The sequence below is a fragment of the Streptomyces sp. G45 genome, assembly GCF_049542095.1.
In the GTDB taxonomy this organism is placed as follows: Bacteria; Actinomycetota; Actinomycetes; order Streptomycetales; family Streptomycetaceae; genus Streptomyces.
Window position 1 is genome coordinate 6211812 of record NZ_JBMUZU010000001.1, and the last position, 13036, is coordinate 6224847.

Annotated in this window: 11 protein-coding genes; 5 read left to right on the forward strand and 6 right to left on the reverse strand. The window is 74.6% G+C overall.

Annotated elements, in window-relative coordinates:
• Positions 1 to 302: 302 nt before the first annotated feature.
• Positions 303 to 1685, forward strand: coding sequence for a glycine--tRNA ligase (locus ACOBQU_RS26140; RefSeq protein WP_423630063.1), 1383 nt, complete (start codon positions 303 to 305; stop codon positions 1683 to 1685).
• A 69-nt stretch (positions 1686 to 1754) separates the two neighbouring features.
• Here ACOBQU_RS26140 and ACOBQU_RS26145 read toward each other — a convergent pair whose 3' ends face one another.
• The 3 genes from ACOBQU_RS26145 to ACOBQU_RS26155 form a co-directional block, all read right to left on the reverse strand.
• On the reverse strand, positions 1755 to 3293 hold the full coding sequence (locus ACOBQU_RS26145) for a GMC family oxidoreductase (protein ID WP_423630065.1): 1539 nt from the start codon (positions 3291 to 3293) through the stop codon (positions 1755 to 1757).
• A 185-nt stretch (positions 3294 to 3478) separates the two neighbouring features.
• Complete coding sequence (locus ACOBQU_RS26150) at positions 3479 to 4069, reverse strand: TetR family transcriptional regulator (RefSeq protein WP_423630067.1); 591 nt, start codon at positions 4067 to 4069, stop codon at positions 3479 to 3481.
• 31 nt (positions 4070 to 4100) lie between these two features.
• Positions 4101 to 5117 (reverse strand): aldo/keto reductase, encoded by a 1017-nt coding sequence (locus tag ACOBQU_RS26155; protein WP_423630069.1) that lies wholly within the window; start codon positions 5115 to 5117, stop codon positions 4101 to 4103.
• 168 nt (positions 5118 to 5285) lie between these two features.
• Between ACOBQU_RS26155 and ACOBQU_RS26160 the strand changes: the two genes are divergently transcribed.
• The 3 genes from ACOBQU_RS26160 (at position 5286) to ACOBQU_RS26170 (ending at position 6440) form a co-directional block, all read left to right on the forward strand.
• Positions 5286 to 5552 carry a CopG family transcriptional regulator gene (locus ACOBQU_RS26160; protein ID WP_423630071.1) on the forward strand — a complete coding sequence of 89 codons (267 nt, stop codon included), beginning with the start codon at positions 5286 to 5288 and terminating at the stop codon, positions 5550 to 5552.
• On the forward strand, positions 5549 to 5992 hold the full coding sequence (locus ACOBQU_RS26165; protein WP_423630072.1) for a PIN domain-containing protein: 444 nt from the start codon (positions 5549 to 5551) through the stop codon (positions 5990 to 5992). The genes ACOBQU_RS26160 and ACOBQU_RS26165 overlap by 4 nt, the downstream gene beginning before the upstream one ends.
• 85 nt (positions 5993 to 6077) lie before the next feature.
• The gene (locus ACOBQU_RS26170; RefSeq protein WP_423630074.1) at positions 6078 to 6440 is read left to right on the forward strand and encodes a hypothetical protein; all 363 of its coding nucleotides are present in this window, start codon (positions 6078 to 6080) and stop codon (positions 6438 to 6440) included.
• Here ACOBQU_RS26170 and ACOBQU_RS26175 read toward each other — a convergent pair.
• Complete coding sequence (locus ACOBQU_RS26175; protein ID WP_423630076.1) at positions 6437 to 7888, reverse strand: MFS transporter; 1452 nt, start codon at positions 7886 to 7888, stop codon at positions 6437 to 6439. The genes ACOBQU_RS26170 and ACOBQU_RS26175 overlap by 4 nt on opposite strands.
• A gap of 142 nt (positions 7889 to 8030) precedes the next feature.
• Between ACOBQU_RS26175 and dusB the strand changes: the two genes are divergently transcribed.
• A complete protein-coding gene (gene dusB, locus ACOBQU_RS26180; RefSeq protein ID WP_423634725.1) occupies positions 8031 to 9173 on the forward strand; it encodes a tRNA dihydrouridine synthase DusB in 1143 nt (380 codons plus the stop codon).
• A 238-nt stretch (positions 9174 to 9411) separates the two neighbouring features.
• On the opposite strand, the gene ACOBQU_RS26185 is transcribed toward dusB, so the two are convergent.
• Together ACOBQU_RS26185 and ACOBQU_RS26190 are read right to left on the reverse strand one after the other, a co-directional pair.
• The gene (locus ACOBQU_RS26185; RefSeq protein ID WP_423630078.1) at positions 9412 to 11391 is read right to left on the reverse strand and encodes a glycogen debranching N-terminal domain-containing protein; all 1980 of its coding nucleotides are present in this window, start codon (positions 11389 to 11391) and stop codon (positions 9412 to 9414) included.
• Positions 11384 to 12991 carry an MGH1-like glycoside hydrolase domain-containing protein gene (locus ACOBQU_RS26190; protein ID WP_423630079.1) on the reverse strand — a complete coding sequence of 536 codons (1608 nt, stop codon included), beginning with the start codon at positions 12989 to 12991 and terminating at the stop codon, positions 11384 to 11386. Before ACOBQU_RS26190 ends, ACOBQU_RS26185 begins: the two co-directional genes overlap by 8 nt.
• Positions 12992 to 13036 lie beyond the last annotated feature (45 nt).

Below are 13036 nucleotides of genomic sequence, written 5' to 3' on the forward strand. Positions count from 1 at the left end.
CGCCGCGGCCGTGGCGGATCGTGGGGAGCCGACGACGGCGCGGGGCAAGATTCAGCCCGTCCGGCGTTTGAGGACGAGCGCGGAGCGCGACTATCGAGCCTGCCCGGCGTGTGAGGGCGAGGCGCGGAGCGCCGATGGGGCGGTGCGGGGCGCCCGCGCCAGGGAGAGGCGTTTGAGGGCGAGGCGCGGAGCGCGACGAAGGGCGGGTGGGTGGGAGGGAGGGGAACCGATTTGATCCGGGGGGTGCGGGCGCCGGTAATCTGAAGCATTCGCTTCGCCCGTCGTCGTATGAAGAGAGCACCGTGGCCGCCGACAAGATCGACACCATCGTCAGCCTGAGCAAGCGCCGAGGCTTCGTCTTCCCCTGCAGTGAGATCTACGGCGGCCAGCGCGCCGCCTGGGACTACGGACCCCTGGGCGTGGAGCTGAAGGAGAACATCAAGCGCCAGTGGTGGCGTTACATGGTCACCTCGCGGGAAGACGTCGTCGGTATCGACTCGTCCGTGATCCTGGCCACCGAGGTCTGGCAGGCCTCCGGCCACGTCGCCACGTTCACGGACCCGCTGACCGAGTGCACGTCCTGCCACAAGCGGTACCGCGCCGACCACCTGGAGGAGGCGTACGAGGAAAAGAAGGGCCGCGCCCCGGAGAACGGCCTGGCGGACATCAACTGCCCCAACTGCGGCACCAAGGGCCAGTTCACCGAGCCCAAGCAGTTCAGCGGCCTGCTGTCGACGCACCTCGGCCCGACGCAGGACAGCGGCTCGGTCGCGTACCTGCGCCCGGAGACCGCGCAGGGCATCTTCACCAACTTCTCCCAGGTGCAGACCACTTCGCGCCGCAAGCCGCCGTTCGGCATCGCCCAGATGGGCAAGTCGTTCCGCAACGAGATCACGCCGGGCAACTTCATCTTCCGCACCCGCGAGTTCGAGCAGATGGAGATGGAGTTCTTCGTCAAGCCGGGCGAGGACGAGAAGTGGCAGGAGTACTGGATGGAGCAGCGCTGGAACTGGTACACCGGCCTCGGCCTGCGCGAGGAGAACATGCGGTGGTACGAGCACCCGAAGGAGAAGCTCTCCCACTACTCCAAGCGCACCGCCGACATCGAGTACCGCTTCCAGTTCGGCGGCAGCGAGTGGGGTGAGCTGGAGGGCGTCGCCAACCGCACGGACTACGACCTGTCGGCGCACGCCAAGGCCTCCGGCCAGGACCTGTCGTACTTCGACCAGGAGGCGGGCGAGCGCTGGACGCCGTACGTCATCGAGCCCGCGGCCGGTGTCGGCCGCACGATGCTGGCGTTCCTGCTGGACTCGTACGTCGAGGACGAGGCCCCCAACGCCAAGGGCAAGCTGGAGAAGCGCACGGTCATGCGCTTCGACCCGCGCATCGCCCCGGTGAAGGCCGCGGTCCTGCCGCTGTCCCGCAACCCGGAGCTGTCCCCGAAGGCCAAGGGCCTGGCGACCGCGCTCCGGCAGAACTGGAACATCGAGTTCGACGACGCGGGCGCCATCGGCCGCCGCTACCGCCGCCAGGACGAGATCGGCACGCCGTTCTGCGTCACCGTCGACTTCGACACCCTTGAGGACAACGCGGTGACCGTGCGCGAGCGCGACACCATGAAGCAGGAGCGGGTGTCCCTCGACCAGATCGAGGGCTACCTCGCCACGCGGCTCGTCGGCTGCTGAGCCACCGGGTGCCGTAGGCACCGCAAAAGCCCCCGGTTCCCGCGCGGAACCGGGGGCTTCCGCGTGCGCTCAGCCCGCCGCGCGCACCAGGTCCGCGGCCTTCTCGCCGATCATCAGGGCCGCCGCGTTGGTGTTCACCGACACGATCGTCGGCATCACCGAGGCGTCCGCGACCCGCAGGCCCGCGAGGCCCCGTACGCGCAGGTCGGGGCCGACTACGGCGTCCTCGCCCACGCCCATCGCGCAGCTGCCCGCCAGGTGGAAGTACGGTCCGGTGGCCGCCGTGAGGAACGCGCGCAGCTCCGTCGCCGACGCGCTCGCGCCGGGCAGCGCCTCGCGCGCGCCCCACTTCGCGAACGGCGCCGCCGCGGCCACCTCGCGCGCCACCTCCACCCCGTGCAGCAGCCTGCGCACATCGTCCTCGTCGCGCAGATAGCCCGGGTCGATCAGCGGCGCCGAGGCCGGGTCGGCGTCCGCGAGGCGCACCGAGCCGCGGCTGCGCGGCACCGTGGTCACGCCGAGCGTGAAGGCGTGCTCGGGCGGGGTCATCGTCGGCGGGCAGTAGGGGATGTGGATGAACATCAGCTGCATGTCGGCGCCCGGGAGCGACGGGTCGCTGCGCCAGTGCAGCGCGGCCTCCGACATGTTCGTACGGGGCGCGGGCACCGGCCGGTCCACCGCGAAGACCAGGCCGCACAGCGGGTGGTCGTGCAGGTTGCGGCCCACGCCCGGCAGGTCGTGCCGCACCTCGACCCCGGCCTGGCGCAGCTCGTCGGCGGGGCCCACGCCGGAGAGCAGCAGCAGCCGGGGCGAGTCGACGGCCCCCGCGCAGACGACCACCTCGGCGCGCGGGTAGGCCCGCTGGGGCGCGCCGTCGCGCAGGTACTCCACGCCGGTGCAGCGGTCGTCGTCGAACAGCAGCCGGTAGGCGCGGGAGTCCGTGGACACCGTGAGGTTGTCGCGGGTGGCGAGCGCGGGCAGCAGATAGGCGTCGGCGGCGCTCTGCCGGGCGCCGCCGGAGATCGTCAGGTCCGGCCAGCCCGCGCCTTCCTGCCGGGCGCCGTTGAAGTCGTCGCTGTAGGGGTGGCCGGTGGCCGTGGCGGCCTCGACGAAGGCCGCCGAGAGCGGGTTGGCGAGCGCGGGGTCCACGGGGGCGGGCCGCAGCGGGCCCGCGTCGCCCCGGTAGGCGGGATCCTTGCCGGGGACGGTCTCCATGCGCCGGAAGTACGGCAGGACGTCGTCGTACGCCCAGCCCGCGCAGCCCAGGGCCGCCCAGCCGTCGTAGTCGGCGCGGTGGCCGCGCAGGAACACCATCGCGTTGATCGCGCTGGACCCGCCGAGGGTCCGGCCGCGGGGGCACACCAGCGTGAGGCCGCCGACGCCCGCCTGCGGCACGGTGGTGTAGCCGTGGTCGACCTCGGTGCCCCACAGCGCGGGCCAGTTGTACGGCGTCGCGATGTCCGCCGTCGCCTCCCGGGGACCGGCTTCGAGCAGCAGCACCGAGCGGTCCGCGTCCTCGCTGAGCCGCGCCGCGAGCACGCACCCGGCCGACCCCGCCCCCACCACGACGTAGTCGAACTCCGCCAACTCACGTGCCTCGTGCGCCACTTGGCTCTCCCCTTGGTGATCCGGCCGTTGCCGGGATCAGGCAACCAGGCGCGGCGGGCGCGGCTCAGGGGAATGGGGGAATGTGGCGGAATGCGGGGGGTGGGGCGGAGGCACGGGAGGTGCGGGGGTGGGACGTGGGGAGTGCGGGGGAGCGGGGAGCGGGAGCGGCGCCCGGGGGTGCGGGGTCAGGGGCGCAGGCCGCGTACGACCAGGTCGACCGCCGCGGCGAACGCCGTCTCGATGCCGGGGGACGTCCACTCGCGCGCGTACGCCGGGTCGTGGAAGCGGTTGGTGGCGTCGAAGACCGCGCGGGCGGTGAGCGCCGCGTCCGGGGCGGGCGGCGCGAACTCGCCGGACCGCGCGCCCGCTTCGACGATCCTGCGGAGCTGGCCGACGAGGTCCGCGATGTGCCGCTCCACCACCTCGCTGTTCTCGCCGAGCAGCACCTCGTACGTGGCGAACAGCTCCGGGTCGTCGCCCGCCTTGCGGCGCTTGGCCGCGAACAGCGTCGACAGCCAGGCGCGCAGCCGCTCCTCCTCGGTCGACGGCCGCTCGAACAGGCCGCCCAGCTCGGCCGTCGTCCGGTCCAGCCAGCGCTTGGTGACCGCCTCCCGCAGCGCCGCCTTCGTACGGAAGTGGCGGTAGACGCTGGCGTGGCTGACGCCGAGCGCGCGGGCGACGTCCACCACGGTGGCCTTGGCCGCGCCGTGGCGGCGCAGCACCTCCTCGGTCGTGGCGAGGATGCGCTCGGCGGTGAGGGTCTCGGTCGTAGCCATGGTCACGACGGTACCCGCCGCCGTCGGCGGCTCAGCGCTCGCTGTCGAGGTGCGCGAGCTGGGCCTCGGGGTAGCGGGCGCCCGCGGCGGCACCGGCGGGCACGGCCCGCTCGACGGCGGCGAGGTCGGCGTCGTCGAGGGTGACGTCCAGGGCGCCGAGCGCCTCGGCGAGGCGGTCGCGGCGGCGGGCGCCGACCAGCGGCACGATGCTCGCGCCGGACTTCGGGCCCTGGGCGAGCACCCAGGCGATCGCGGTCTGCGCGACGCTCGCGCCCTTGGCGTCGGCGACCGCGCGCAGGGCGTCGACCAGGTCCAGGTTCCGCTGGAGGTTCTCGCCCTGGAAGCGGGGGCTGACGCCGCGGAAGTCGTCCGCGGCGAGCTGCCGGTCGCGGGTGAAGTGCCCGGAGATCAGGCCGCGCGACAGGACGCCGTACGCGGTGACGCCGATGCCCAGCTCGGCGGCGGTCGGCAGGATCTCCTCCTCGATGCCGCGGGAGACGAGCGAGTACTCGATCTGGAGGTCGGCGATCGGTGCCACGGCCGCGGCCCGGCGCAGCGTGTCGGCGCCGACCTCGGAGAGGCCGATGTGGCGCACGTACCCCTTCTCGACCAGCTCGGCGATGGCGCCGACGGTCTCCTCGACGGGGACGTCCGGGTCGAGGCGGGCGATGCGGTAGACGTCGATGTGGTCGACGCCGAGGCGCTGGAGCGAGTACGCGGCGAAGTTCTTCACCGCCGCCGGGCGGCCGTCGTACCCGGCCCAGCCGCCGTCCGGGTCGCGGAGGGCGCCGAACTTCACGCTGGTCAGGGCCTGTTCGCGGTGGGCGGCGGGGGCGGTGCGCAGGGCTTCGCCGATGAGCAGTTCGTTGTGGCCCATCGCGTAGAAGTCGCCGGTGTCGAGCAGGGTGACGCCCGCGTCGAGGGCGGCGTGGATCGTGGCGATCGACTCGCCCCGGTCCGCCTCGCCGTACAGCGCGGACATGCCCATGCAGCCGAGGCCGAGCACGGAGGAGACGGGGCCGGTGCTGCCGAGCTTGAGGGTGCGCATGGGGGCTCCTGGGAGTGGGGTGGAGGAGGCGGCCCCGCCGCGCCCTGCCGGGCGGGGGCGAGGAGGCGCCGTGTCTCCACCATGCACCCATGGCTGACAGATTTCAAGTTTTGTTATCTGTAACTTGTAACCCCTGGCTCGGCCGGGCACATGGACTACCGTTGGTACATGTCCATGAAGCGCACCAACGTGTACGCCGACCCCGAGGACCTGGCGATCATCAAGGAGGCCGCCAGGCGCCGCGGGATCAGCGAGGCCGAGATCATCCGCCAGGGCATCCACCTCGCGGCGATGGCGAACCGGGTCTGGGACGAGCCGCTGTTCTCGCGCACCTTCGAGGGCCCGGGCCGTACGCCGTCCAAGGACGAGGTCCGGGACGCGGTCGCCGACGCGGTGCGCCGCGAGGCCGCCCCGGAGCCCGGAACCGCCGCGTGATCGTCGTCATCGCCGACACCTCCGGCCTGCTCGCGGCCCTGGACTCGGCCCACCCGGAGCAGACGGCAGCCAACGAGGCGATCATGGCCGCCGGTCTGCTCGTCATGTCCCCGCTCCTGCTCGCGGAACTCGACCACGTCGCCACGCGCGAACTGGGCCGGGAGGCAGCCGTCAGCGCGGTCGACGACCTGCGGCGCTGGGTGAGCCGGGGGCGGGTCGTCCTCCCGGAGATCACGGAGGCCCACCTGGGCGCCGCCCAGTCCGTCCGCGCCCGCTACCGCTCCCTGGACCTCGACCTGACCGACGCGGTGAACGTGGCCCTGGCCGCCGACTACGACACCGACGCGATCCTCACCCTCGACCGCCGCGACTTCCGCGCCGTACGCCCCCTGGGCCGCCACAAGGCGTTCCGGGTGCTGCCGGACGACCTGCCGCTGTGACGCGGGGTGAATCGGGCCTGATCGCGGGGGTGAATCGGGCCTGACGCGGAGGCGCGGGCCAAGGGAGGAGGCGTAGGAGTGACGTATGACTACTGCCGCTGGCGGTCCACCGGGCGTTCCTCCCCTGCCGGAGAGGACTCCCAAGGCGCTCCGCGAAGCCATCGCCCAGTACGCCCCGCATCTCCTCGCCGACTTTGACGCGCACTGGAGGCGGGCGATCGCCGACACCTACGACCTCGGCCCCGTGCCCGCGTTCATGGCCCGCTGGTGGGGCGAGTACGCCATCGCCCGTGACCCGCTGCTCGACGCCCACGTGGCCGACCTCGAAGCGCGCGCCGTCGAAGCCGCGGACGCCGCCGAGGCCAGACGGCTCCTGGAGCGGGCGTCCGCCATCCGGCACAGGGCCGCGGCCCCCGGCGGCGGGGGCGGCGGGGGGCCGACCGGCTAGGCGGGTCTGGTGGGGCGGGGGGTTTCGGCCGACGGCGGGGTCAGGCGGGCCGCCGTGCGGGCGGCGGTCTTGCGGGCCCAGGGGCCGCTGGTGAGGGTGCCCACGGTCAGGACCGCCGCGCCGCACCCCGTGATGATCCACCAGGCGGGGCGGCTGGCCGCCGCGAAGTCGGCCGCGTACGACGTGGTCACCCCCGAGGCCAGGACCGAGCCGATGACGGCGACGCCCAGGGTCTGGCCGATCTGGCGGCTGGTGGAGGCGACGGCGGCGGCCACGCCCGCCTGGGCGCGGGGCATCCCGGCGACCGCGGTGTTGGTGATGGGGGCGTTCACCATGCCGAAGCCGAGGCCGAACAGGAGGTAGGCGAGCAGCCGCGTGCCGCTCCCGGTCTCCGCCTCGAACGCGGCGAAGAGGACCCCGGACGCCGTCATCGCCACACCCGCGACCAGCAGCGACAGACGCGGGCCCCGGGCGCCCACCAGGCGGCCGGACAGCGGCGCGCACACCAGCGTCATCGCCGCCATGGGCAGCATCCACAGGCCCGCGTGCAGCGCGTCCAGGCCGCGTACGTCCTGGAGGTAGAGCGTGGACAGGAACAGGAAGCCGCCGAGCGCCGCGAACGCGCTGATCGCGATGACCGTGGCGCCGCTGAACGGGGCCGAGCGGAAGAAGCGCAGGTCGATGAGGGGTTCGGCGCGGCGCGGCTCATGGCGGAGCAGACCCGCGAGCGCCAGGGCCGCCGCCGTCGCCGCGGCCAGGATCAGCGGGGACGTCCAGCCCGCCACCGGCGCCTCGATGATCGCGTACGTCAGCGCACCCAGCAGCACGATCACCAGGAGCTGGCCGACCGGGTCCGGGCGGCGCGGCTTCGGCGCGCGGGACTCCGGGACGTACCGCGCGGTCAGCAGCAGCGCCGCGAGGCCCACCGGCAGGTTCACCCAGAAGATCGCCCGCCAGCTCAGCGCGTCCACGAGCAGCCCGCCGACCAGCGGGCCCGCCGCCATGGAGATGCCGACGACCCCGCCCCACACCCCGATCGCGCGGGCCCGCTCGCGGGGCTCGGTGAACGTGTTGGTGATGATCGACATCGCGACCGGGTTGAGCATGGAGCCGCCGACCGCCTGGACCATGCGGAAGGCGACGAGCGACTCCAGGTTCGGGGCCAGGGAGCACAGGAGGGAGCCGAGCGTGAAGACCGTCAGGCCCGCCTGGAACACCCGGCGGCGGCCCACGCGGTCCGCCGTCGAACCCGCCAGCATCAGCAGCGACGCGAGGACGAGGGTGTAGGCGTCGACCGTCCACTGCATGCCCGAGATGCTGGTGTCGAACTCCCTGGCCATGGTGGGCAGGGCGACGTTCAGGATCGTGTTGTCCAGGCTCACGATCAGCAGGCTCATACAGCAGATCGCGAGCACCAGGTGGCGGCGCCGAGCGCTGAGTCCGGGCATACGGCGACGGTATCCCCGGGGTGTTCGGGGCGCTCCGGGGAGGGGGGCGCTTCGGGGAGGGGGCGGCCGGGGGACGGGTGCCGGGCGGCTGGGGGACAATGGAGGCTTGCCCCCGTTCCACACGTTCCCGGAGAGCCGCCCGATGTCCCAGCCGAAGCCGTCGCTCGCGATCGGTCCCCACCAGGTGCGGCCGCCCGTCGTGCTCGCGCCCATGGCGGGCATCACGAACGCGCCGTTCCGCACGCTGTGCCGGGAGTTCAGCGGCGGCAAGGGCCTCTTCGTCAGCGAGATGATCACCACGCGGGCGCTGGTCGAGCGCAACGAGAAGACGATGCAGCTGATCCGCTTCGACGCGAGCGAGCAGCCGCGCTCGATCCAGCTGTACGGGGTGGACCCCGCGACCGTCGGCAAGGCCGTCCGCATGATCGCGGAGGAGGACCTCGCCGACCACATCGACCTGAACTTCGGCTGCCCGGTCCCGAAGGTGACGCGGAAGGGCGGCGGCTCCGCCCTGCCGTTCAAGCGGAACCTGCTGCGGGCGATCCTGCGCGAGGCCGTGTCCGGGGCCGGGGACCTGCCGGTCACCATGAAGATGCGCAAGGGCATCGACGACGACCACATCACGTACCTGGACGCGGGCCGCATCGCCGTCGAGGAGGGCGTCACCGCGATCGCCCTGCACGGGCGCACGGCCGCGCAGCACTACGGCGGCACGGCGGACTGGTCCGCCATCGCCCGCCTCAAGGAGCACGTGCCGGAGATCCCCGTGCTCGGCAACGGCGACATCTGGTCGGCGGACGACGCCGTGCGGATGATGCGCGAGACCGGGTGCGACGGGGTGGTCGTGGGGCGCGGCTGCCTGGGGCGGCCGTGGCTCTTCGGGGACCTGGTGGCCGTGTTCGAGGGGCGTACGGAGGACCTGGCGCGGCCCTCGCTGCGGGCGGTCGCCGACGTCATGGTGCGGCACGCCGCGCTGCTCGGGGAGTGGCTCGGGGACGAGGCGCGCGGGGTCATCGACTTCCGCAAGCACGTGGCCTGGTACCTGAAGGGCTTCGCCGTGGGCTCCGAGATGCGCAAGCGGCTCGCCGTCGCGTCGTCGCTCGCGGAGCTGCGGGGCGGGCTCGACGAGCTGGACCTCGACCAGGGGTGGCCCGCGGGCGCGGACGGGCCCCGGGGGCGTACGTCCGGCAACAACCGGGTCGTCCTCCCGGACGGCTGGCTCCGCGACCCCTACGACTGCGCGGGCATCTCCTCGGACGCGGAACTGGACACCTCGGGCGGCTGACCCACGGCCCCGGCGACGCCCGGTGCCGCTTGCCACCGCCCGCTGCCGCTGCCGGTGCCCGCCGCGGGCGGTGCCTCCTGTGGCCGGTGCCCGCTGTCATCGCCGCTGTGGGCAGTCGTCCCGCAGGGCGGGACGGGTGGGCACAGCCCTGGGCGCCGGGCAGCCGTTCGGTGGGCGGTAGGGCGGGGCGGCGGGAGCTGCCCGCAGGGCGGACGGCGGCGGGGAACTGCCCGCAGGGCTACGCCGAACCCGTGGCTGTCAGGAGCGCCAGCGGCGTCGTGGCCGTGCGGGACTCCCGGGGGCAGGCGTGGGGGTAGGGGATGAGCGCGGGGTGCGCGGAGCGGTCGTACCCGGCGAAGACCTCCGGCAGGCGGCCCCCGGCCGACCCGGCGGCGTCGACGAGCCCGTGCGCCACGGCCCGCGCCTCGTCGTGCAGCCCGTACCGGGCCAGCCCCAGGGCGAGCAGCGCGTTGTCGTGCGGCCACACGCAGCCGCGGTGGCAGGACAGCGGATGGTACGCCTCCTGCCCGGCGGCCAGCGTCCGCACGCCCCAGCCGGAGAAGAAGTCCGGCTCCAGCAGGCGACGGCCCACCGTCTCCCCGTACTCCTTGTCGAGGAGACCCGACCACAGCAGATGGCCCGCGTCGGAGGCGAGCGCGTCGACCTGGCGCCCGGCGCCGTCGAGGGCGAGCGCGGGGAACTGGTGCCGCTCCATCCAGAAGTCCCGCTGGAACCGGTCGCGCAGACCCGCGGCGACCGCCGCGAGCCGGTCGGCGTACCCGGCGTCGCCCCACACCGAGCGGGCGAGCCACGCGGTGCGCAGCAGCGCGTCGTACGCGTACCCCTGCGCGCCCGCCGCGGCCAGCGGCCCCGCGGCGCGGCTGCCGTCGGCGCGGCAGATCGCGCCGGGGGAGTCCTTCCAGTTCTGGTCGGCGTGGCCGCCCTCGTCGGCGCCGTGCACGAGATAGCCGTGGGCGCGGAGCCCGCCGTGGTCCAGCATCCAGGTGACGGCGGCGCGCGCGGCGTCGGCGAGGCGGCGGGCCACAGCGGTGTCCCCGGTGCGCTCCGTGTACGCGCCGAGCAGCACCAGGAACAGCGGGGTGGCGTCGACGGAGCCGTAGTACCGCCCGAAGGGCACCTGCTCGAAGTGGGCCAGCTCCCCGTGCCGCACCTCATGGACGATCTTCCCGGCGGCGGCCCCGCGCCCCCCGGCGGCGCCGGTGGCCTGGGTCGCGGCGAGCGCGGTCAGGGTCGCGGCGGCCAGGCGCGGCAGATACGGCAGCGCGAACAGGGACGTGAGCAGCGCGTCCCGGCCAAGCAGCGTGAGGAACCAGGGCGCGCCCGCGCCGGGCACCCGCAGCTCCTCGCCGTCGGGCCCGCGCGCGGGCACCTGGAGCGCGGCGAGGTCGGCGAGCCCCCGGGCGCACGCGGCGGCCAGCTCGGGCCAGGCGGCGGGCAGCGGCACGGCGTCGGTGAACTCCCTTTGCCGGGCGGAGAGTTCGGCGAGCGCGGCCCGCGGCGTCGGGGGCGGCGGGGCGGGCGGGGGCGCGCCGTGCGGGGCCGCGGTGACGGTCAGGGCCAGGTCGGCGGAGCCGTGCGCGGCCAGTTCGAGCGCCCACACCAGGCGCCGCGCGCCGGTCCCGGTCTCCTCGACGGCGTCCGGCGCGGGCGTGGCCGTGACCGTGGTCCGCGAGCGCCAGTCGCCGCGCCGGTAGGCGAACTCGACGCCGCCGCGGTCGCTTTCGGTGTCGCGCTCCAGGACGCGCCGGGACCTCACGGCGCCCGGCTTGGCGTACGTGCGGTGGTCCGAGCGCAGCTCGAACTGGTCGGTGAAGTCGGCGTCGGCGGTCAGCGCGATCCTGAGCGTCGTCGGCACCGCCCGGTTGCTGGTGACGCGCACCGACTCCACCAACGCGCCGTCGGTGACGGCCTGTTCACGGAAGAGGGTGTAGGCGGGCGGCTCGTCGCGGCCGCCGCGCGGCACGAGGACGCTGCGCGCGCCGTCGCCGCCGTCGGCCGACAGGGAGCCCTCGGGCAGCGTGAGGAGTTCCGGCACCGCGCCGTCCACCGTGAGCTGCCAGCGGCTCAGGTGCCGGGCGTCGCGGACGAAGAGGCCGTCCGGCGCGGTGGTGCCGGGCACGCCCCGGATGTCGCCGCCCGCGCCGAGCGCCGCGAACGTCGTGCCGCGCACGAGCAGATGGTGCTGCCGGTCAGTCATTCCGAGCCCCTTCGTCCCTGTCAGGCCCCGCTGTGGTGTCCGTGTGCCGATCGACGTGCGGATCGACGTGCGGATCGGCGTGCCGATCGACGTGCCGAGCGGCGTGCAGATCGAGGTGCCGATCGGGGTGCAGATCGACGTGCCGACCGAGGTGCCGATCAACGTGCGGATCGGCGTGCGGATCGACGTGCAGATCGACGTGCAGATCGAGGGCGAGCGCCGCGGTCCAGCTGAAGCCGCGGGCGCCGTGGCCGCTTTCCGTGTACGGGTCCACGTACTCGGCGAAGCCGGAGGCGAGCGCGGTGTCGAGCAGCGCCGTCCGCAGGCCGTCGGCGAGCGCGTGCTCGCCGTGCAGGCGCAGGCCGCGCTCCAGCAGCCAGTTGACGTTGAACCAGGCCGGTCCGCGCCAGTACCGGGCGGCGTCGAACGCCGGGCTGAGCAGGTCGTGGCTCGGCGCGAGCCGCACCCGCCCGCCGAGCCCGAACCGCGGCCCGCGCGCGGTGTCCACCAGGGCCGCGACGACCGGCCGCGGCAGCCCCGGGAGCAGCAGCGGGACAAGGCCGGTGACCCCGCGCTCGGCCACCAGCGCCCCCGCGTCCCCGCCCGTGTCCGGGCCCGCCAGCAGGTCCCGGCAGCGGAAGATCCCCGCGTCGGCGTCCCACAGCCGGTCCACGAGGGCGCGGGTCAGCCGCTCGGCGCGCTCGTGCCGGGCCGTGGCGGGCACACCCAGCTCGCCGGTGATGCGGGCCAGGGCGTGCTCGGAGGCGATCAGGAGCGCGTTGAACGACGGGTCCTCGACGGCGAATTCACTCGGATGAGGGGCCGTGGGCGCCTCGTGGCCGCCGTAGCCGCGGTCGCGGTAGTCGGCGGCCAGGCGCACATACCGCCCGTAGTCGAGGTCGGTCGGGCGGTCGCCGGGCGAGCCGTGGGCGAGGTCGGCGCGGCGGAACGCGTGGGCCGCGGCGGGGCGCACCCGGCTCAACGGGCCGTCCCAGCAGGGGCTGTTGTCCATGCCCTGCTCCCAGGGGTGGACCACGGCGGCCAGGCCCGCGCCGCCCAGGTCGCGGCGGTGCAGCAGGAAGCGGTGCCAGGCGGCCAGGCGCGGGTGCAGACGGGCCAGGAAGGAGCGGGCCCGGGACAGGCCGGGGTCGGCGAGGTGCACCAGCCAGGCGGCGAGCGCGTGCACCGGCGGCTGCACGATCCCGGAGGTCTGCACGCGGCCGGGGGCGCCCGCGGCGCGGCCCGTGGTGGCCGAGCGCCAGAAGTCGGGGCTCGGGAAGTAGGCGTCGAGCGGCACGGACGGGTGGAACACGATGTGCGGGACGCGCCCGTCGGCCCACTGCGCCGCGAACAGCGTCTCCAGCTCGATCTGGGCCCGTAACGGCGAGACGTGCCGCAGGCCGATCGCGATGAACGCCGAGTCCCAGGACCACTGGTGCGGATACAGGCTCCGGGAGGGGACCGTGGACGTGCCGGTCCAGTTGGCGGACAGGACCCGGGCGGCGCGCTCGCGCAGTCCGCCGTCCGCGCGCCGCGGCGCGCGCGGGGCGCTCCCGGCCGGGGCGGCGGCCCTGCTGCGGGCCGTGGTGGTGCGGTCCACGCGTCTCTTCCCCCGCCCGTCCGGGCTGCCGTCCGGGCTGTCAGT

Excerpts from the sequence above, each read along its gene's own strand:
- ACOBQU_RS26170 (WP_423630074.1), top strand. The coding sequence starts at position 6,078 with ATGACTACTGCCGCTGGCGGTCCACCGGGCGTTCCTCCCCTGCCGGAG.
- dusB (WP_423634725.1), top strand. The coding sequence starts at position 8,031 with ATGTCCCAGCCGAAGCCGTCGCTCGCGATCGGTCCCCACCAGGTGCGG.
- ACOBQU_RS26150 (WP_423630067.1), bottom strand. The coding sequence starts at position 4,069 with ATGGCTACGACCGAGACCCTCACCGCCGAGCGCATCCTCGCCACGACC.
- ACOBQU_RS26155 (WP_423630069.1), bottom strand. The coding sequence starts at position 5,117 with ATGCGCACCCTCAAGCTCGGCAGCACCGGCCCCGTCTCCTCCGTGCTC.
- ACOBQU_RS26175 (WP_423630076.1), bottom strand. The coding sequence starts at position 7,888 with ATGCCCGGACTCAGCGCTCGGCGCCGCCACCTGGTGCTCGCGATCTGC.
- ACOBQU_RS26160 (WP_423630071.1), top strand. The coding sequence starts at position 5,286 with ATGTCCATGAAGCGCACCAACGTGTACGCCGACCCCGAGGACCTGGCG.
- ACOBQU_RS26185 (WP_423630078.1), bottom strand. The coding sequence starts at position 11,391 with ATGACTGACCGGCAGCACCATCTGCTCGTGCGCGGCACGACGTTCGCG.